This is a genomic window from Kitasatospora sp. NPDC058048, from assembly GCF_042885555.1.
In the GTDB taxonomy this organism is placed as follows: domain Bacteria; phylum Actinomycetota; class Actinomycetes; order Streptomycetales; family Streptomycetaceae; genus Kitasatospora; species Kitasatospora lactacystinica.
Window position 1 is genome coordinate 242,856 of sequence record NZ_JBHVRT010000003.1, and the last position, 18,032, is coordinate 260,887.

16 protein-coding genes are annotated in these 18,032 nt (G+C 74.2%); 12 read left to right on the forward strand and 4 right to left on the reverse strand.

Translation table 11 applies throughout. From position 1 onward, the window contains the following. Positions 1-181 precede the first annotated feature (181 nt). Entirely contained in the window at positions 182-1,819 is a 1,638-nt protein-coding gene (locus tag ACFVVA_RS04860) for an APC family permease (protein ID WP_380353748.1), read from the forward strand. A 67-nt stretch (positions 1,820-1,886) separates the two neighbouring features. Here ACFVVA_RS04860 and ACFVVA_RS04865 read toward each other — a convergent pair whose 3' ends face one another. Next, complete coding sequence (locus ACFVVA_RS04865; RefSeq protein ID WP_387685746.1) at positions 1,887-2,972, reverse strand: pyridoxal-phosphate-dependent aminotransferase family protein; 1,086 nt, start codon at positions 2,970-2,972, stop codon at positions 1,887-1,889. 93 nt (positions 2,973-3,065) lie between these two features. On the opposite strand from ACFVVA_RS04865, the gene ACFVVA_RS04870 reads away from it, so the two are divergent. The 7 genes from ACFVVA_RS04870 (at position 3,066) to ACFVVA_RS04900 (ending at position 10,672) form a co-directional block, all read left to right on the forward strand. Further along, the gene (locus tag ACFVVA_RS04870; protein ID WP_387685748.1) at positions 3,066-4,157 is read left to right on the forward strand and encodes an amidohydrolase family protein; all 1,092 of its coding nucleotides are present in this window, start codon (positions 3,066-3,068) and stop codon (positions 4,155-4,157) included. Positions 4,158-4,272: 115 nt separating this feature from the next. Then, positions 4,273-4,950: a uracil-DNA glycosylase gene (locus ACFVVA_RS04875; RefSeq protein WP_359903447.1), complete on the forward strand. Its 678-nt coding sequence runs from the start codon at positions 4,273-4,275 to the stop codon at positions 4,948-4,950. A gap of 224 nt (positions 4,951-5,174) precedes the next feature. Continuing rightward, positions 5,175-6,161: an SCO1860 family LAETG-anchored protein gene (locus ACFVVA_RS04880; protein ID WP_387685751.1), complete on the forward strand. Its 987-nt coding sequence runs from the start codon at positions 5,175-5,177 to the stop codon at positions 6,159-6,161. A gap of 185 nt (positions 6,162-6,346) precedes the next feature. Continuing rightward, on the forward strand, positions 6,347-7,369 hold the full coding sequence (glnII, locus tag ACFVVA_RS04885; RefSeq protein ID WP_387685753.1) for a glutamine synthetase: 1,023 nt from the start codon (positions 6,347-6,349) through the stop codon (positions 7,367-7,369). A gap of 294 nt (positions 7,370-7,663) precedes the next feature. Continuing rightward, the gene (locus tag ACFVVA_RS04890; RefSeq protein WP_387685755.1) at positions 7,664-8,761 is read left to right on the forward strand and encodes an LLM class flavin-dependent oxidoreductase; all 1,098 of its coding nucleotides are present in this window, start codon (positions 7,664-7,666) and stop codon (positions 8,759-8,761) included. Positions 8,762-8,914: 153 nt separating this feature from the next. After that, positions 8,915-9,508, forward strand: coding sequence for a hypothetical protein (locus ACFVVA_RS04895; RefSeq protein WP_387685757.1), 594 nt, complete (start codon positions 8,915-8,917; stop codon positions 9,506-9,508). Positions 9,509-9,604: 96 nt separating this feature from the next. Beyond that, the gene (locus tag ACFVVA_RS04900) at positions 9,605-10,672 is read left to right on the forward strand and encodes a cobalamin-independent methionine synthase II family protein (protein ID WP_387685759.1); all 1,068 of its coding nucleotides are present in this window, start codon (positions 9,605-9,607) and stop codon (positions 10,670-10,672) included. Positions 10,673-10,830: 158 nt separating this feature from the next. Here the strand turns inward: ACFVVA_RS04900 and cobC are convergent, their stop codons facing one another. Continuing rightward, entirely contained in the window at positions 10,831-11,877 is a 1,047-nt protein-coding gene (gene cobC, locus ACFVVA_RS04905) for an Rv2231c family pyridoxal phosphate-dependent protein CobC (RefSeq protein ID WP_387685761.1), read from the reverse strand. After that, positions 11,874-12,443 (reverse strand): cobalamin biosynthesis protein, encoded by a 570-nt coding sequence (locus ACFVVA_RS04910; RefSeq protein ID WP_387685763.1) that lies wholly within the window; start codon positions 12,441-12,443, stop codon positions 11,874-11,876. Before ACFVVA_RS04910 ends, cobC begins: the two co-directional genes overlap by 4 nt. Positions 12,444-12,843: 400 nt before the next feature. On the opposite strand from ACFVVA_RS04910, the gene ACFVVA_RS04915 reads away from it, so the two are divergent. From ACFVVA_RS04915 to ACFVVA_RS04925, 3 genes are all read left to right on the forward strand, one after another. Further along, on the forward strand, positions 12,844-14,268 hold the full coding sequence (locus tag ACFVVA_RS04915; RefSeq protein WP_387685765.1) for an MFS transporter: 1,425 nt from the start codon (positions 12,844-12,846) through the stop codon (positions 14,266-14,268). Further along, the gene (locus tag ACFVVA_RS04920) at positions 14,265-15,296 is read left to right on the forward strand and encodes a TolB family protein (RefSeq protein WP_387685767.1); all 1,032 of its coding nucleotides are present in this window, start codon (positions 14,265-14,267) and stop codon (positions 15,294-15,296) included. The genes ACFVVA_RS04915 and ACFVVA_RS04920 overlap by 4 nt, the downstream gene beginning before the upstream one ends. 83 nt (positions 15,297-15,379) lie before the next feature. Continuing rightward, complete coding sequence (locus tag ACFVVA_RS04925; RefSeq protein ID WP_387685770.1) at positions 15,380-16,222, forward strand: hypothetical protein; 843 nt, start codon at positions 15,380-15,382, stop codon at positions 16,220-16,222. 138 nt (positions 16,223-16,360) lie between these two features. Here the strand turns inward: ACFVVA_RS04925 and ACFVVA_RS04930 are convergent, their stop codons facing one another. Next, on the reverse strand, positions 16,361-17,314 hold the full coding sequence (locus ACFVVA_RS04930; RefSeq protein ID WP_387685772.1) for an EamA family transporter: 954 nt from the start codon (positions 17,312-17,314) through the stop codon (positions 16,361-16,363). Between the two features lie 140 nt (positions 17,315-17,454). Here ACFVVA_RS04930 and ACFVVA_RS04935 point away from each other — a divergent pair, with 140 nt between their 5' ends. Further along, positions 17,455-17,964, forward strand: coding sequence for a MarR family winged helix-turn-helix transcriptional regulator (locus ACFVVA_RS04935; RefSeq protein ID WP_387685775.1), 510 nt, complete (start codon positions 17,455-17,457; stop codon positions 17,962-17,964). Positions 17,965-18,032: the final 68 nt, after the last annotated feature.

The window sequence follows — 18,032 nt, forward strand, 5'->3', positions numbered from 1 at the left end:
CTGCCTGCCGCCGGTGAGTTCCACGTGCCGGGCGGGTGAACGCTTCGGAAACTGTGCCGGTGGGCGGTTCCCGCGGGCTGTTCGGGTGAGGGGCACGGGGTGCGGGGCGTTTCGGGGAGGGGAGGCGCCCGGGCTGGGGCACTGTCGGAGGACTTCCTCCTGCTTCGAGAGGCGATCGGCCATGGCCCATTCCTCCTCCAATCCGCCCGGCTCCGGGCACACCGGGCTGCGGCGCGAGGTCGGCGTCATCGGACTGCTCTGGGCCTCGGTCGGGGCGATCATCGGCTCCGGCTGGCTCTTCGGGGCGCAGAAGGCGGCGGTGGCCGCCGGGCCGGCGGCGCTGCTGTCCTGGGGCATCGGCGCGGTGGCGATCATCCTGCTGGCGCTGGTCCACGCCGAGCTGGGCGGGCTGTTCCCGGTGGCGGGCGGGACGGCGCGCTACCCGCACTACGCCTTCGGCGGGTTCGCCGGGATGTCCTTCGGCTGGTTCACCTGGCTGCAGGCCGCGACCATCGCGCCGATCGAGGTGCAGGCGATGATCAACTACGCCCAGCACTGGAGCTGGGCGGACGGCCTGCTGAACAAGAACCTGACGCTGACCGGCTGGGGATTCGTCGTCGCGGCCGCCCTGCTCGGAGTCTTCGTCGCGGTCAACTTCCTCGGCGTGCGGCTGCTCGCCCACACCAACAGCGCGGCCACCGTGTGGAAGGTCGCCATCCCGGTGCTGACCATCTTCGCGCTCGGCCTCACCGAGTTCCACGGCTCCAACTTCGACGTGCACGGCTTCGCGCCGGACGGCGCCAAGGGCGTGCTCACCGCGATCAGCAGCAGCGGGGTGATCTTCGCGCTGCTCGGTTTCGAACAGGCCATCCAGTGGGCGGGGGAGAGCCGCAACCCGCGCCGGGACATCCCCCGCGCGGTGCTCGGCTCGGTGGTGGTCGGCACCATCGTCTACGTGATGCTCCAGGTGGTGTTCATCGGGGCCCTGCCGCCGGAGACCTTCGCCCAGGGCTGGAGCACCCTCGACTACCCCGGGATCAGCGGACCGTTCGCCGGCCTGGCGACCCTGATCGGCCTGGGCTGGCTGGCCACCGTGCTGTTCATCGACGCGGTCATCTCGCCGGCCGGCACCGGGCTGGTCTACATCACCTCCAGCTCCCGGGTCACCTACGGCCTGAGCCGCAACGGCTACGCGCCGCAGGTGCTGCAGTCCACCGACAAGCGCGCGGTGCCCTGGCTGGGCCTGCTCATCGCCTGGGTGGCCGGGGTGATCTGCTTCCTGCCCTTCCCGAGCTGGCAGCGGCTGGTCGGCTTCATCACCTCGGCGGTGGTGCTGATGTACGCGGGCGCCCCGCTGGCCTTCGGGGTGCTGCGCAAGCGGCTGCCGAAGATGGAGCGCTCGTACCACCTGCCCGGCGGCTCGGTGATCTCGCCGCTGGCCTTCGTGGTGGCGAGCCTGGTCATCTACTGGTCCGGCTGGGACACCCTGTGGCGCCTGGGCCTGGCGATCGTGATCGGCTACGCGCTGCTCGGCGGGTACTCCTGGTACGCGCGCTCCAAGGGGCTGCCGAACGCGCCCCGGATGGACTTCCGGGCCGGGCAGTGGCTGCCGGTCTACCTGCTCGGCATGGGCCTGACCTCCTGGCAGGGCACCTTCGGCGCGGGCGCGAAGGGGAACCTGCCGCTGTGGTGGGACATCGTGGTCGTGGTGGTGTTCTCGCTGGTCGTCTACTACTGGGCGCTGGCGATCGCGCTGCCGACGGAGGAGATCGAGCGGAACATTCGCGGCGTCGAGGTGGTGGACGTCAACGGGCACTGAGCCCGGGCACGGCCGAGGCCCCCGCAGGACGTCCTGCGGGGGCCTCGGCCGTGGGAGCCCGAACCGCTCAGGCCCGGACGGTCGCGCTCCAGGCGGCCTCGGCGGCGGCCAGCGCGGGCGCCGGGTCGGCGTCCGTCGCCCCGGCCAGGCCCGACAGGCAGGCGCGGACGGTGTCCAGCGCGGCCGCCCGTCCGTAGTGGTTGACCCGCAGCATCGAGCCGGCCAGGGCGCCGCCGCCCGGCTGGACGGGCAGGGCCGGGTCGAGACGGGCGGCGAGGGCGGTCGCGTCGACGCCGTCCGGGGTGCGCAGGGTGGTGGCGACCGGGGCCGCGTGGGCGTCCTCGACGACGTACGGGGCCAGGGTGCCGAGCGCGCGGACGCCGGCCCGGGTGGCGGCCGAGGCGGCGCGGTGGCGGGCGATCACGGCCGGCAGGCCGTCGGCGGCGATCCGGTCCAGGCAGGCGCCGAGCGCGAGCATCTCCAGCTGGGCCGGGGCGTGCGGCAGCACCGCGCGGCCGGCGTCGGTCCAGCGCTCCTTCCAGTCGAGCAGCGAGAGGTAGGAGCGGCGCGGGGCGGCCGGGTTGGCGGCGATCCGCTCCCAGGCGCGCGCGGAGACGGAGACGGCGGAGACCCCGGCCGGGCCGCCCATCGCCTTCTGGCCGCCGATGACGCACAGGTCGACACCCCACTCGTCGGTGAGCAGCGGCTCGGCGGCGACGGAGGCGACCGCGTCGAGCATCAGCAGCGCGCCGTGCTCGCGGACCACGGCACCGATCCCGGCGACCGGGTTGGTGTTGCCGGTCGCGGCCTCGGCGTGCACCAGGGAGACGAAGTCGATCCCCGGGTTGGCGTCGAGGGCCTCGGCCACCTGCTCGGCGCTCACCGCGCTGTCGAAGGGCACGGCCAGGTCGACGACCTTCGCCCCGCAGGAGCGCAGCCAGTTGCCGAAGGTCTGCCCGTACGGGCCGGTGACGATGTTGAGGGCGGTCGAGCCGGGGTGCGCGGCGCCGCGGATCGCGGCCTCCAGGGGCAGGAGCGCCTCGCCCTGGGTGACGATCACATCGGCCTCGGTGTGCAGCAGTGCGGCCACCCGGTCCTCGATCGCCGCGAACTCGGCGGCGCTGAGCGGGGGCAGGTCGAGGAAGGGACTCACGTCTTGATCGCCTTTCGCGGGGGTGGGGTGCGGAAACGAGTCTGCCGCATCGTGACTGCTTACACGGAACCCGCCCGTCGGTAGAGTGCGGCCATGAGCGATGGCGCGGTGCTGCACGTGCGGGGTCGGGTGCTGGTCGGTCCGCAGGACGTCCGGGACGAACTCTGGGTGGTGGACGGCCGGGTGAGCTTCACCCGCCCGCCGACCGCCGGGGACGTGCGGACGGTGAACGGCTGGGTGCTGCCCGGCCTGGTGGACGCGCACTGCCACGTCGGCCTGGACGCGCACGGCGCGGTGGACGCCGCGACCAGCGAGAAGCAGGCGCTCACCGACCGGGACGCCGGCACCCTGCTGATCCGCGACGCCGGCTCGGCCGCCGACACCCGGTGGATCGACGAGCGCGAGGACCTGCCCCGGATCATCCGGGCCGGGCGGCACATCGCCCGCACCCGCCGCTACATCCGCAACTACGCGCACGAGATCGAACCCGGCGACCTGGCCGCCTACGTGCGGGCCGAGGCCCGGCGCGGGGACGGCTGGGTGAAGCTGGTCGGCGACTGGATCGACCGCGAGCGCGGCGACCTCGCCGCCTGCTGGCCCGGCGACGCGCTGGCCGAGGCGATCGCGGCGGCGCACGAGGAGGGTGCCCGGGTCACCGCGCACTGCTTCTCCGCCGAGTCGCTGCCGGACCTGCTGGCGGCCGGGATCGACTGCGTCGAGCACGCCACCGGGCTGACCGAGGAGCTGATCCCGGCCTTCGCCGAGCGCGGGGTGGCGATCGTGCCGACCCTGGTCAACATCGCCACCTTCCCGGACCTCGCGGCCGGCGGCGAGGACAAGTTCCCGGCCTGGTCGGCGCACATGCGGCGGCTGCACGAGCGCCGGTACGACACCGTGGGCGCCGCGCACGACGCCGGCATCCCGGTGTTCGTCGGGACCGACGCGGGCGGCTCGCTGGCGCACGGGCTGGTCGCGGACGAGGTGGCGGAGCTGGTGAAGGCGGGGCTGAGCCCGGCGCAGGCGCTGTCGGCGGCGAGCTGGGGAGCGCGTGAGTGGCTGGGGCGGCCGGGCCTGGAGGAGGGCGCGCCGGCGGACTTCGTGGTGTACGCGCAGGATCCGCGGGCGGACGTCCGGGTGCTCGCGGACCCGCGGCTGGTGGTGCTGCGGGGGCGGCCGGTCGGGTAGACCCGCGGTGTCCTCGGTCGGGCCGAGGACACCGCCCGCGGACCCCGTCGACCTGCCTCGATCCCATGATCATCCACTGAAGGCGCTGTCGGCGTAGGCCGATAGGGTGGCGACCATGGCACCGCGTCCACTGAACGAGATCGTCGAGCCCGGCTGGGCCACCGCCCTGGAACCCGTCGCCGGACGGGTCGCCGCGATGGGCGACTTCCTGCGCGCCGAACTGGCCGCAGGCCGAACCTACCTGCCCTCCGGCCCGAACGTGCTGCGGGCCTTCCAGCAGCCCTTTGCCGACGTGCGGGTGCTGATCGTCGGGCAGGACCCGTACCCGACGCCCGGCCACGCCGTCGGGCTCAGCTTCTCGGTGGCGCCGGAGGTGCGGCCGATCCCGGCGAGCCTGATCAACATCTACCGGGAGTACGGCACCGACCTGGGCCTGCCGCAGCCGTCCAACGGGGACCTCACCCCGTGGACGCAGCAGGGCGTGCTGCTGCTCAACCGCGTGCTCACCGTGCAGCCGCGCAAGAGCGGCCAGCACCGCGGCAAGGGCTGGGAGGCGGTCACCGAGCAGGCGATCCGGGCGCTGGTGGCGCGCGGCGGCCCGCTGGTGGCGATCCTGTGGGGGAGCGACGCCCGCAACCTGCGCCCGCTGCTGGGCAACGTGCCGTCGGTGGAGTCGGTCCACCCCAGCCCGATGTCGGCCGACCGCGGCTTCTTCGGTTCGCGGCCGTTCAGCCGGGCGAACGAGCTGCTGGTGCGGCAGGGGGCGCAGCCGGTGGACTGGCGGCTGCCGTAGCCGCCGGTGCGGCGCGGCCGCGGCAGGCCCGTACGGTGCGGCCGCGGCAGGCCCGTACAGTGCGGCCGCGGTAGGCCGGTACGGTGCGGCCGCTGTAGCAGAGCTGGGTCAGCGCAGAACGCCAATCTCACTCCAACGAGTGAAATGACTTTCTGTGTTACTCATGTGACGGATTGTTCGAGAAGACTGGCGTCTCATCGTTTCATCTGTGTGGGGGTATCGCCATGTCTTCTCGCCGAATCGTTTCCGCCGCCGCGGCCACCGCCGTGGTGGCGAGCACCCTGCTCACCGCCGCGCCCGTCCACGCGGCCGAGCCCGCCCCGTCACCCGGCAAGGCCCGCGCCGTCACCGCCGAACTCGACCTGGACGTCAGCCTGTTGAACAAGGCGGTGGACGTCCCGGTGAACATCGCGCTGAACAAGGTGGAGTCGCCGGCGCAGCGCGACGGATCGATCCTGACGGCCACGGTGGCCGGGGTCGACCAGACCGGCCCGGTCGAGCTCGTCAAGGCCGACATCGGCAAGTCGGTGACCAGGGTCGACGCCAAGGGCGCCACCGCCTCCGTCAAGCTGGTCAACGCCGACGTGCACGCCCCCGGGCTGCCCACCACCGCGCTGCTCGGCCTGGAGGCGATGAGCGCCGAGGCGACCTGTCCGGTCGACGGGCAGCCGACCGCCGACGTGGTCGCGCCGGTCAAGCTCAGCGTGCTCGGCAAGCCGGTCACCGTCGGCGTGTACGGCCCGACCAAGGTGGACGTGCCGCTGGTCGGCAGTGTCTCGGTGGAGTTCTCCAAGAAGACCGTCACCACGACCACCGCCGCCGCCTCCGCGCTGGAGGTGCAGGTGGAGGTGAACCCGCTCAACCTGAACGTCGCCAAGGTCACCGGGAAGGTCACCGTCGCCTCGGTGAGCTGCGAGAAGCCCTCCGCGCCGTCGACCGCCCCGACCGCTCCGACCACCACGGGTACCGCGCCGGCCGACACGTCCGCCAGTGCGCCCGCGGCTCAGCCGGTCGCCGACACCACCACCTCGCGGGCCGCCGGTCCGCAGGCCGCGGTGGAGAAGTCGGAGAAGGCGGAGAAGCTGGCCGCCACCGGCGGCAGCAGCGCCACCGGCCCGCTCGCCGCGGGGGCCGCCGCCCTGGTCGCGGGCGGAGCGGCCGCGCTGTGGGCCACCCGGCGCCGTCGCGCCGCGCACGCCCGTCGTCACTGACCATGCCCGCGCCGTCACCGACGGCACCCGGAACAGCGGGAGTGCCACCCCCGGCACTCCCGCACCGTGACCGTGCCAACGCGGACGGTTGGTTCACATGCGCGTTACACGAGAGGAACAACCGGGAAACGGCGGCTTGCAACGCTACGCGGGCACCCACCACCCAGCAATGCGAGGGACACGACGTGGCAATCAAGGCCGAGTACATCTGGATCGACGGCACCAAGCCGACCGCGAAGCTCCGTTCCAAGACTCGCGTCCTGCCCAACGCCGACAAGATCCCCACCTGGGGCTTCGACGGTTCCTCGACCAGCCAGGCCGAGGGCCACGCCTCGGACCGCGTGCTGGACCCGGTGCGCGTGACGCCGGACCCGATCCGCGGCGGCGACAACATCCTGGTCCTCTGCGAGGTCCTGGAGACGGACGGCACCCCGCACGTCTCCAACACCCGCGCCCTGCTGCGTGAGGTCGCCGAGAAGTACGCCGCGCAGGAGTCGATCTTCGGCATCGAGCAGGAGTACACCTTCTTCAAGGGCTCCCGCCCGCTCGGCTTCCCGGAGGGTGGCTTCCCGGCCCCGCAGGGCGGCTACTACTGCGGTGTCGGCGCCGAGGAGGTCTTCGGCCGCGAGATCGTCGAGCTGCACCTGGACCGCTGCATCGACGCCGGCCTGGCCATCTGCGGCATCAACGCCGAGGTCATGCCCGGCCAGTGGGAGTTCCAGATCGGCCCGGTCGACGCGCTGACCGTCTCCGACGACATGTGGATCGCCCGCTACCTGCTGTACCGCACCGCCGAGGAGTTCGGCATCGACGCCACCCTGGACGCCAAGCCGGCCAGGGGCGACTGGAACGGCGCGGGCGCCCACACCAACTTCTCCACCAAGGCGATGCGCGAGGGCTACGACGCCATCATCACCGCCTGCGAGTCGCTCGGCGCCTCCCAGGAGAAGGTGCTGGAGCACGTCAGCCAGTACGGCGACGACATCCAGTCCCGCCTCACCGGCAAGCACGAGACCGCCCCGTGGAACGTCTACAGCTACGGCGTCTCCGACCGCGGCGCCTCCGTGCGCATCCCGTGGCAGGTCGAGGTGGACAAGAAGGGCTACATCGAGGACCGCCGCCCGAACGCCAACGTCGACCCCTACGTCGTCACCCGCCTCCTGATCAACACCTGCTGCGCGGCCCTGGAGAAGGCCGGCCAGGTCTGATCCACCGCTGTACCCGGCACCCTCGCCACGTCACGCCCGCAGGCCCCCTCCCGGTGCAGGAGGGGGCCCGCGGGCGTTGCGGCGTCGGGGCCTCCGAGGGTCGGGGCCGGGAGCCCGGGGGCTTGATCGGGGTGGGGGAGACGCGGAGAATCGGGGCATGACTGCTCCGGGCCGCCCCCTTCTCGTGCGCAGGCTGCACGTGGACCTGGGGCGGGTGTGGGCGGACGGGTGTCGCCGCGAGTGGGTTCCGACAACCGACCGCAGGCAGCACCGGCCCCAGGAGTGTGTCCGTCCATGGCTCTCACCTTCCACTGGTTCCTCCCCACCAACGGCGACAGCCGGCTGATCGTCGGCGGCGGGCACGGCTCCACGCCCGGCGCCGCCGGGTCGGACCGGCCGCCGGGCATCGGCTACCTCGGCCAGATCGCCCGCAGCGCCGAGCAGTTGGGCTTCGAGGGCGTGCTCACGCCGACCGGGGCCTGGTGCGAGGACGCCTGGCTGACCACCGCGATGCTCAGCCAGGTGACCGAGCGGCTGAAGTACCTGGTGGCGTTCCGGCCCGGACAGATCAGCCCGACACTGGCCGCGCAGATGGCCGCGACCTACCAGCGGCACTCCGGTGGGCGGCTGTTGCTCAACGTGGTGACCGGCGGGGAGTCCGCCGAGCAACGCGCCTTCGGGGACTTCCTGGACAAGGACGCCCGGTACGCGCGGACCGGCGAGTTCCTGGACATCACCCGACGGCTCTGGGCGGGGGAGACGGTCGACCACCACGGGCCGCACCTGCGGGTCGAGGGCGCGCGGCTGAACCGGCTGCCGGACCCGGTGCCGGCGGTGTACTTCGGCGGCTCCTCCCCGGCCGCCGGCGACGTCGCGGCCCGGTACGCCGACGTCTACCTGACCTGGGGCGAGCCGCCCGCCCAGGTCCGGGAGAAGATCCGCTGGATCCGCGAACTGGCCGCCGCCCGGGGCCGGGCCGTCCGGTTCGGCATCCGCCTGCACGTGATCACCCGGGACACCGCCGCGCAGGCCTGGGCGGAGACCGAACGGCTGCTCGCCGCGATGGACCCGGCCCGGGTGCGGCAGACCCAACGGGCGCTCGCCGAGAGCGAGTCGGAGGGGCAGCGGCGGATGCTCGCGCTGCACGGCGGCTCCGCGCAGCGGCTGGAGGTGTACCCCGGCCTCTGGGCCGGCATCGGCCTGCTGCGCGGCGGCGCCGGGACGGCACTGGTGGGCAGCCATCGGGAGGTCGCGGACCTGATCTGCGAGTACCACGCGCTGGGCATCGACGAGTTCGTGCTGAGCGGAATGCCGCACCTGGAAGAGGCGTACTGGTTCGGGGAGGGCGTGCTCCCGCTGCTCGCCGCCCGCAACCTGTGGGACCGCCCGTGACGCCTGGAGCCGGGGCGGGCCGGGCGGCGCGGTCGGGACCGCCCCGGGGCTCCGCCCGGCCGATCGCGGCCGGGACGCCCCGGGGCTCCGTCCGACCGATCGCGGCCGGCAAATCGCTGGTCAAGCGCCCTCACCGGACCGAGAATTCATGGCATGACCCAGCAGCCCCTGCTCCTGCTCGACGTGGACGGACCGCTCAATCCCTACGCCGCGCCGAAGCGGAGGCCCGAGGGCTACGCCACCCACCGGCTGCGCCCCTCCTGGTGGGTGGCGAAGCAGGAGCACCTGGCGGCGGTCCAGGCCCGGCAGGCGACCCGCGCCAAGCACGCCAAGCCGCCCGCCGTCCGGGTCAAGCCGCTGCGGGTCTGGCTCAACCCCTCCCACGGCGAGGCGCTGCTGGCGCTGCCGTACGAACTGGTGTGGGCCACCGGCTGGATGGGCGAGGCGAACACCCACATAGGCCCGCACATCGGCCTGCCCGAACTGCCGTACATCCGCTGGTCCGACCTGTTCGGGATTAACGCGGACGGGCTGCACTGGAAGACCCGGGACGTGGTCGCCTGGGCCGCCGGACGCCCGTTCGTCTGGGTGGACGACGAACTCGGCCCGCAGGACGAGGAGTGGATCGCCGCCCACCATCCCGGGCGGGCGCTGGCCCTGCACGTCAACCCCCGGATCGGCCTGTTGGCCGAGGACTTCGCCACGCTACGGGATTGGGCGGAGGGGTGTGCCGTTCCGGGGGCGTGAACGCAGAAGGGTGGGGCGCGCGGAGTGTGAACGGTCGGGCGGAATGCGCCGTGCGCCCCGTTGTGCTCGGGGCGCCGCCCTTTCTACCGTCCCGTCATGACCATTCTCACGGAGCCCATCGGCAGCATCCCCCGGCCGAGCAGCCTGCTCAACGCCCTCACCGAACACGCCGAAGGGCGGCTGTCCGACGCCGACCTGAAGAAGCTGCAGGACGAGGCCACCGCCGACACCCTGGCCAGGCTGGCGGAGCTCGGCTGCCCCGTCCTGGTGGACGGCGAGCAGGCCAAGCCGAGCTTCGTCACCTACCCCCTCGCCGGGCTGACCTCCCTCGCCGGGGACGGCGCCGTCATCCCCTTCGCCGACGGGCACACCCGGCAGCTGCCGCGGCTGACCGCCGGACCCTTCCGCTACCGCGTCCGTGCCGAGACCTACCTGCGCGAAGCCCTGCGCCACACCTCGCAGCCCGTCAAACAGGCCGTCATCGCACCCTCCGCGCTCAGCCTGCTCTACCCGGCCGACGGCATCGACGGGTACTCGCGCGAGAACTTCCTGAAGGACCTGGCCGACGAGGCCGAGGCCGACATCCGCGGCTGCCTGGACGCGGGCGCCCACGTCGTCCAACTCGACTTCACCGAGGCCAGGTTGTCGCTCAAGCTCGACCCGTCGGGCAGCCTGCTCGACGACTTCGTGGCCCTCAACAACCAGGTGCTCGACCGGTTCACCGAGGAGGAGCGGGCCCGCCTCGGCGTGCACACCTGCCCGGGCGGGGACCAGGACTCCACCCACAGCCTGGACGTCGATTACGCAGAGCTGCTGCCGAAGCTCTTCCGGCTCAAGGTCGGCAACTTCTACGTGCAGCTGGCGAGCGAGGCCGACCCCGACCGCGTGCTCGCCGTCATCGCGGATCAACTCCGCTCCGGAATCCGGGTGTTCGTCGGGGTGACCGACCCGATCGACCCCAGGGTGGAGACCCCGGAGGAGGTGCGCGACCGGGTGCTGGCCGCGGCCCGGCACATTCCGGTCGACCAGCTCGGCACGACCGACGACTGCGGATTCTCGCCCTTCGCCGACGACGCCTCCACCTCGCGGGACACCGCCTTCGCCAAGATCGCGGCCCGGGTGAAGGGCACCGCCCTGGCGGCGGAGGCGCTCGGGCTCCGGTAGCGCTCGCCGCGTCGGTGCGGGCTGAGCTGTTTGCACGTCGGGCCGGCTGGTTGCCCGGCCGGCCGTTCGGTCGTTCGTCTGTCCGTTCGTTCGCCCGTCCGGCCGGATGGGCGGACGGGCGGACGGCGGGCGTCCGGGGGGCGCTGGTGCCGCGCCGGTCAGGCCGAACCGAGTACGGCCTCAAGGGCGTTGAGGAATCGGTCGGTGGTCTCCTCGTCCCGGACGGCGATCCGCAGCCACTCCTCACCCAGCCCCGGGAAGGTGTCCCCGCGCCGGACGGCGAAGCCGTGCTCGCGCAACCGCTGCCGGACGGTCGCCGCATCCGGCAGCCGGACCAGGACGAAGGAAGCGGCCGGCTCGCCGTACAGCCGCACCGACCGGAAGGCGGCCAGGCCCTTCACCAAGTGCTCGCGCCGGAGCGCCAGTTCGGCCGCGGCCAGATCGGCCTCGGCGAGCGCCGCCGGGCCACTGCACACCTCGGCGGCGGCCAGTGCCGGGGTGGAGACCGGCCAGAGCGGCTGGGCGGCGCCGAGGTCGGCGATCAGCGGTGCGGGCCCGAGCACATAGCCGATCCGCAGTCCGGCCAGCCCCCAGGTCTTGGTGAGGCTGCGCAGCACGACGACCCGGCCGGGCAGATCCCGGGCGGAGGCGAGGGACTCCCGCTCGCCCGGCACGGTGTCCATGAACGCCTCGTCCACCACCAGGGTGCGCCCCGGCCGGGCCAGCGCGGCGACGGCCTCGGCGGGGTGCAGCACGGAGGTCGGGTTGGTCGGGTTGCCGAGGACGACCAGGTCCGCCTCCTCGGGGACGGCGCCCAGCCGGAACCCGTCCTCGGGGGAGAGCAGTACCCGGTGCACCCGGTGCCCGGCGTCCCGCAGGGCCGCCTCCGGCTCGGTGAACTGCGGGTGCACCACGACGATGTGACGTGGAGTCAGAACCCTTGCCAGCAGGACGAAGGCCTCCGCGGCCCCCGAGGTGAGCAGCACCTCCTCGACCGGGCGGGCGTGCCGGGCGGCCACCGCGGCGCGAGCGGCGCTCTGGTCGGGGTAGGCGGCGAGGTCGCCGAGCGTGGCCGCGAGGTGCTCGCGCAGCCACGCCGGGGGAGTGCCGGTGCGGACGTTGACGGCGAGGTCGACCAGGCCGAGCCCGTCGGCGCGCACCTCGGCGTCGCCGTGGTGGCGCAGGTCGGGTTCGGGGGCGGTCACGCGGGGTCTCCTTGCGGGTGCTTCGGGTGCTTCGGGTGCTTCGGGTTTCGGGCGGCTCGGGTGGCCCAGGTGGTTCGGCTGGTGCCGGTCGGGGCTGGTGGTGCCGGTGGGCAGGCGGGTGGCGGCGGGTCCGCGTCCACGTCGAGCGGCGCGAGACGTCCGTGCGCCGCCGTCCGGGCGATCGCGACCGTGGCCCGCGCCGACTTCCGCTTGGTGACCAGGAGCCGGCCGCCCGGCGCGCTCGCCAGTGCCGCCGCCTCGGCCACGCTCGCGGTGCCGACGGCCGTACCGACGGTCGCGGAGGGGTTCGGCACCGGCACGCCCGCCAGCACCTCGGGCGGGTGCTCGTCCACCGGCACCCCGGCGAGGTGGTCGGCCGCCCAGCGCACCGCCGGGTGGTCCGCCCTGCCCGTCACGGTGGCCAGCCGGGCCACGGCGGACGGCGTCAGGCCGGCCTCCCGGAGGGTGTCCGTGAGCAGTCGCAGGACCTCGGTCCGTTCGGCGCCGCTGCTCGCGCCGATCCCCACCACCAGGGTTCGGGGGGCGCCGGCGACCGGTTCGCTCACGTGCCGCACCTTTCGTCCCGAGCTCCGGTGATCCCACCACGCCCGGCCGGAACGGGTCAATCGCGGTGGGTGTGACCTCCGACGCGGGTCCGCCGTCCGCGCCGTCCGTGCCGGGTCCGCCGTTGGCGCCGGGTCTGCCGTCTGCTCCGTCCGTGCCGGGTCCGCCGCGGCGCGGCAGCTGTTCGCCTGTTCTTCATCTGCGTTGTGCGGTACACGACACCACGGCGCTCCTACTGTTCTCGGCGCTCCCGCCCAGGAATCCCCGACCTCCGGAGGACCCCATGGCCTTCGCACGACTGCGCGCCCCCGGAACCCTCGCCCCCGGCAGCCGTCCCCGGCCCCGTGCCCGGCCGCGCTCCGCGGGCGCCGTCGGCCGCACCGGAATCCGGAACTGACGGCCGTGTACGTCGCGGACTCGCGCAGCTCGAAGGCCCCCGCCGGGCAGCCTCCCGACGGGCCGTCCCCCGCCATGCCGACCACCGCCGGGCCGGCCGTGGGCCCGGTGCGGCGGGGCGCCGTGCCCGGGGCGGTGGTCGCCCTCGGTGCGGTCAGCCTGGTCACCGACATCTCCTCGGAGATGGTCACCGCCGTCCTCCCGCTCTACCTGCTCACCGGTCTCGGCCTCTCCCCGCTCGGCTTCGGTCTGCTCGACGGCATCCAGAACGGCTTCAGCGCACTGGTCCGGCTGGTCGGCGGCCACCTCTCCGACCGCCGCGGCCGCGACGGCGCGGCCCGCCACAAGACCGTCGCGGCCGTCGGGTACGGGCTGTCCGCGCTGTGCCGGCCGCTGCTGCTGTTCGTCCACACCGTGCCGCTGATCGGTGCCGTGATCGCCGTCGACCGGACCGGCAAGGGCCTGCGCACCGCCCCCCGGGACGCGATGATCTCGCTCGCCACCGAACCCGCCCACCGCGGCCGGGCGTTCGGGGTGCACCGGGCGATGGACACGGCCGGCGCCCTGCTCGGGCCGCTCACCGCCTTCCTGGTGCTGCGGCTGGCCGGCGGCCCGCTGCTCGCCGACGGCGGCGAGCGGCACGGCTACGACGCGGTGTTCGCGGTCAGCGCGTGCGTCGCGGTGCTCGGGGTGCTGATCCTGCTGCTGTTCGTGCCGAACCGGCAGCAGGGTGACGACTTGTCGACTTCCGCCCCCTCGCTGCGCGACAGCCTCACCCTGCTGCGGCTGCCGGGGCTGCGCCGGCTGACGCTCTGCGCCGTCCTGCTCGGTCTCACCACCGTCAGCGACTCCTTCCTCTACCTGCTCGTCCAGCGCCGGCTGGACCTGCCCGTCGGCCTCTTCCCGCTGCTGCCGCTGGGCACCGCCGCCGCCTTCCTGCTGCTCGCCGTCCCGCTCGGCGCGCTCGCCGACCGGATCGGCCGCCACCGGCTCTTCCTCGCCGGGCACGGGGTGCTGCTGCTCGCGTACGGGCTGCTGCTGTCACCGCTGCGCGGGCTGCCGGCGGTGCTCTGCGTGCTGGTGCTGCACGGGACCTTCTACGCGGCCACCGACGGCGTGCTCGCCGCTGCGGCCGCCGACGCCGTACCCGCCGAGCAGCGCGGCGCCGGGCTCGCCCTGGTCGGCACCGGACAGGCGCTGGCCCGGTTCGCCTGCTCGCTGCTGTTCGGCGCGCTGTGGGGGGTGGTCGGCGGCCCGGCGGCGCTGGGCTGGTCGGCGGGGGCGCTGGCGCTGTGCGTGCTCGGCGCGGCGGCGGTACTGCGCCCGTCCGGACCCGCCGCGGGGCCGGCCGGACCCGCCGCCGGTCAGCCCGTCCCCGTCGCCGAGCAGCCCGGACCCGTCGCCGCGAAGTCCCCGGAGGAGACCCCATGAACCTGCGGAACCGCACCAGGATGATCATCCTGCTGGCCGCCGTCGTGCTGCTCGGCGCGGTCGGCACCGGGGCCGTCCTCAACGCCGCCGACCGCACCGCCCGCCGGGACCAGGCCCAGCCCGGCGGGCCGTCCGTCACGTCCGGCCCGGTGTCACTACAGGTGCAGTCCGGCGGACGACAGCTGTTGTTCCGCAACATGGCCTGGGGCCCGCACCGGGACGAGATCACCTCCGTCGCCGCCGACCGCCCCGACGGCCCGCGCACCGCCTCCGGCGTCCAGTGCCTGCGCTTCCACGCCGCCGCCGGCACCGGCATCTGCCTCCAGGCCCAGCACGGCGCGCTGGAGGACACCTACCGCGCCGTCGTCCTGGACGACCACCTGCGCGAGCTCCGCTCGTTCCCGGCGGCCGGGATCCCCACCCGCTCCCGGGTCTCCCCGTCCGGGCACCTCGCCGCTTGGACGGTCTTCGTCAGCGGCGACTCGTACGCGGGCAGCGACTTCTCCACCCGCACCTCGATCGTGGACGTCCGGGACTGGAACCTGCGGGAGAACCTGGAGGACTTCTCGGTCGTCCTGGACGGCCACCCGTACCAGGCGCACGACATCAACATCTGGGGCGTCACCTTCGCCGACGACACCACCTTCTACGCCACTCTCGCCAGCGCCGGGCGGACCCACCTCGTCCGCGGCGACCTCGCCGCCCGCACCCTCACCACCTTGCACGACAACGTCGAGTGCCCCTCGCTCTCCCCGGACGGCACCCGCGTCGCCTACAAGAAGCGCGTTCCCGGCCTGCCCGCCGACGCCCCGTGGCGGCTGTATGTGCTCGACCTCGCCACCATGACCGAGACCGCCACCGCCGAGCAGCGCAACATCGACGACCAGGCGCTCTGGTCCGGCCAGGGCACTCTGGTCTACGCCCTGCCCGGCGACTACGGCGCCGACCTGTGGACCGTCCCGGCGGACGGTTCGGGCAGCGCGCAGCCGGTCACCAGGGCTGCGGTCGCCCCCGCCTACCTGGGCTGAGGAACTCTCGGCTACGGTCCCACGTCGAGCAGAGTGTGACGTCCTGATCAGGCGTCCTGAACGAACGGGGGAGCGAGACAACCGTGGACGGCATTCCACCCGAGCGCACGGTGACCGACTCCTGGCCCGCCCTGCACGGCCGCCCGGTCCTGCGGCGCACCGTCGCCGTCGGGCTGGTGCTCTGCGTGTCCGTCGCCGCCGCCCTCGTGGTGCGCGGCGTCAACGCGCTCACCGCCGGCGGCACCGGCCGCGAGACCGACCGCGACCGCGCCGAACGCCTGGCCGGCCTGCACCCGTCCCAGCATCCCGGCGTCGGCCGCTTCTACGTCCCGGTCGGCGCGGTCTACACCCACACCTCCGGCGGCGCCCCGGTCGCCTACCTGCACTACCGCCTCGGCGGCGGCAGGGCCCCCGGCCTCGGCGACTTCCTCAGCGCCTACGACCTCCCCTCGCCCGGGCCGGCCGCCCCGCTCCCGGCCGACCTGCTCGCCGCCCTCGGCGGTGACGAGCCGGCCGAGGCCCCGGAGCTCCCCGAGTCCGCGCCGACGCCCGCGCCCGCGCCCGGCCCGTCCGCCACCGCCGACCCCGCCGCCGCGCCCACCGAGAGCCCGTCCCCGGACGCCGGGCCCACCGACCCGGCCGGGCCCTCCGACCCCACCGCCGCCGCCCCGGACCCCGGTGACTCCGATGCCGACCCCGAGGACCCCACCGTCGAACCGGCCCCCGCGGCCGTCCCGGACGAGCCCACCCCCGACGACCCCGCCCCCACCCCCGCCCCGTTCCCCACCCCGACCTGGACGCCCACCCCCACCCCGACCCCCACCGACCTCCCCACCCACGCCCCCGCCGCCCGCCGCATCTACGTCGCCACCATCCCCGGCGGCCTGCCCGGCGCCGCCGACATCTACATCCGCGCCACCGGCTGACCCGCCGCCCGGGGTCCGGGTTCCGCCGTTCGCGCGGCCCGTCCGTCATCGCTCGCCGCCCGCCGAATACGCCTGTGCCCCGCCGCGACGGCGGGGCGCAGGCGTTCAGGGAGATGCCGGCCTGGGGGAGCAGCCCGGTCAGCGGGCGGTGGCCGGTTCGGGCTGGGGGGTGGGCGCGGTGGCCGGTGCCGGTGCCGGTGCCGATGTCGGGGCGGGGGCGGGGGTGCGGCGGGCGGGGGCCTGGCCGACGAGCATGGCGGCAAGGGCGAGGAGAAGGCCGAGGAGCTGCCAGGGGGTGAGGGTCTGGCCGAGGACGACGAGGCCGCCGAGGGTGGCGACGACCGGGTTGATCAGGCCGAGGAAGGAGGCCGGGCCGGCGCCGAGCTGCTCGATGCCGCGGAACCAGAGGAAGTAGCCGAGCGCGGTGCCGAACAGGCCGAGGTAGGCGAAGCCGGCCAGATTGGCGGCGCTCAGGGCGGGCGGCGCGCCCTCGACCACGGCGGCGAGCGGCACGAGGAAGACCGAGCCGGCCAGGAGCTGCCAGGCGGTGAGGTCGAGCAGGGTGGCGCCCTCTGGGCGGCCCCAGCGGCGGGTGAGGACGGTGCCCATGGCCATCAGCGAGATTCCGGCGACCATCGAGGCGATCCCGACGCCGTCCAGCCGGGCGCCGCTCTTGAGTACCAGCAGGGCCACTCCGCCGACCCCGACCAGTCCCGCGATCACCGCCCGCCGTCCGGGCCGCACCCGCAGCACGCCGATCGAGAACCCGGCGACGAGCAGCGGCTGGATCGCCCCGATGGTGGCGGCGACGCCGCCGGGCAGGCGGTACGCGCCGACGAACATCAGTGGGAAGAACAGCCCGATGTTGAGCATCCCGAGGGCGGCCGCGCGCCCCCACCAGCGCCCCTTGGGAAGTCGGCGGCCGATCAGCAGCAGGAGCAGTCCGGCCGGCAGGGCGCGGAGGGCGGCGAGCAGCAGCGGGCGGCCCTCGGGCAGCAGCTGGGTGGTGACGAGGTAGGTGGTGCCCCACGCGGCCGGGGCGAGTGCGGCGGTGACGGCGATCCCCGCGCGCTTGCGGTCCATGACGGCCATGACGTCCCCCTGAACGTTGATTATCTGAACGTTGAGATACTTTCTACGCCCAGGATCGGAGAACGTCAAGTATGTGAATGTTAAGATATCCGCGTTGGACGGAAGGCTTCGGATCGGACGGCCCCGGGAGGGCGGCGGACATGCAGCAGCGCGACACCGTGGACGACATCGTCGAGCAGTGGGCCCGGGCCCGCCCCGACCTGGACGCCGGCCCCATGGCCCTGATCGGCCGGCTCCGACGGCTCAACGTCCGGGTCGACAACGCCCTGCGCGAGTACTTCACCGCCTGCGGCCTGGACTCCTCCGAGTTCGACGTGCTGGCCACCCTGCGCCGCTCCGGCGAGCCGTACGAGCTCAACGCCCGCGCGCTGCTCAAGTCCGCGATGGTCACCTCCGGCGCCATCACCAACCGGGTCGACCGGCTGTCCGCCAAGGGCCTGGTCGAGCGCAACCCGTGCCCGAGCGACCGCCGCGCCGTCCTGGTCCGCCTCACCCCGGCCGGCAAGGAACTGATCGACGGCGCCCTGGCCGGCCACGTCGGCAACGAGGAACGCATCCTCTCGGTCCTCGACGCGGACGAGCGCACCCGGCTCGACGCCCTGCTGCGCAAGCTGCTCATCGCGCACGGGGACACCGAGCCGCTCCTGTGAACCGGGGCCGGGCACGCCGGGCCGCGTGTCCGGCGGCGTCCCGGCCGCGTTGTCCTCTGCGGAAGCCC

Bases quoted from the DNA above. Each gene is read 5' to 3' on its own strand.
- ACFVVA_RS04860 (WP_380353748.1), top strand. From the start codon at position 182: ATGGCCCATTCCTCCTCCAATCCGCCCGGCTCCGGGCACACCGGGCTG.
- ACFVVA_RS04880 (WP_387685751.1), top strand. From the start codon at position 5,175: ATGTCTTCTCGCCGAATCGTTTCCGCCGCCGCGGCCACCGCCGTGGTG.
- ACFVVA_RS04935 (WP_387685775.1), top strand. From the start codon at position 17,455: ATGCAGCAGCGCGACACCGTGGACGACATCGTCGAGCAGTGGGCCCGG.
- ACFVVA_RS04920 (WP_387685767.1), top strand. From the start codon at position 14,265: ATGAACCTGCGGAACCGCACCAGGATGATCATCCTGCTGGCCGCCGTC.
- ACFVVA_RS04870 (WP_387685748.1), top strand. From the start codon at position 3,066: ATGAGCGATGGCGCGGTGCTGCACGTGCGGGGTCGGGTGCTGGTCGGT.
- ACFVVA_RS04930 (WP_387685772.1), bottom strand. From the start codon at position 17,314: ATGGCCGTCATGGACCGCAAGCGCGCGGGGATCGCCGTCACCGCCGCA.
- ACFVVA_RS04875 (WP_359903447.1), top strand. From the start codon at position 4,273: ATGGCACCGCGTCCACTGAACGAGATCGTCGAGCCCGGCTGGGCCACC.
- ACFVVA_RS04900 (WP_387685759.1), top strand. From the start codon at position 9,605: ATGACCATTCTCACGGAGCCCATCGGCAGCATCCCCCGGCCGAGCAGC.
- ACFVVA_RS04890 (WP_387685755.1), top strand. From the start codon at position 7,664: ATGGCTCTCACCTTCCACTGGTTCCTCCCCACCAACGGCGACAGCCGG.
- ACFVVA_RS04895 (WP_387685757.1), top strand. From the start codon at position 8,915: ATGACCCAGCAGCCCCTGCTCCTGCTCGACGTGGACGGACCGCTCAAT.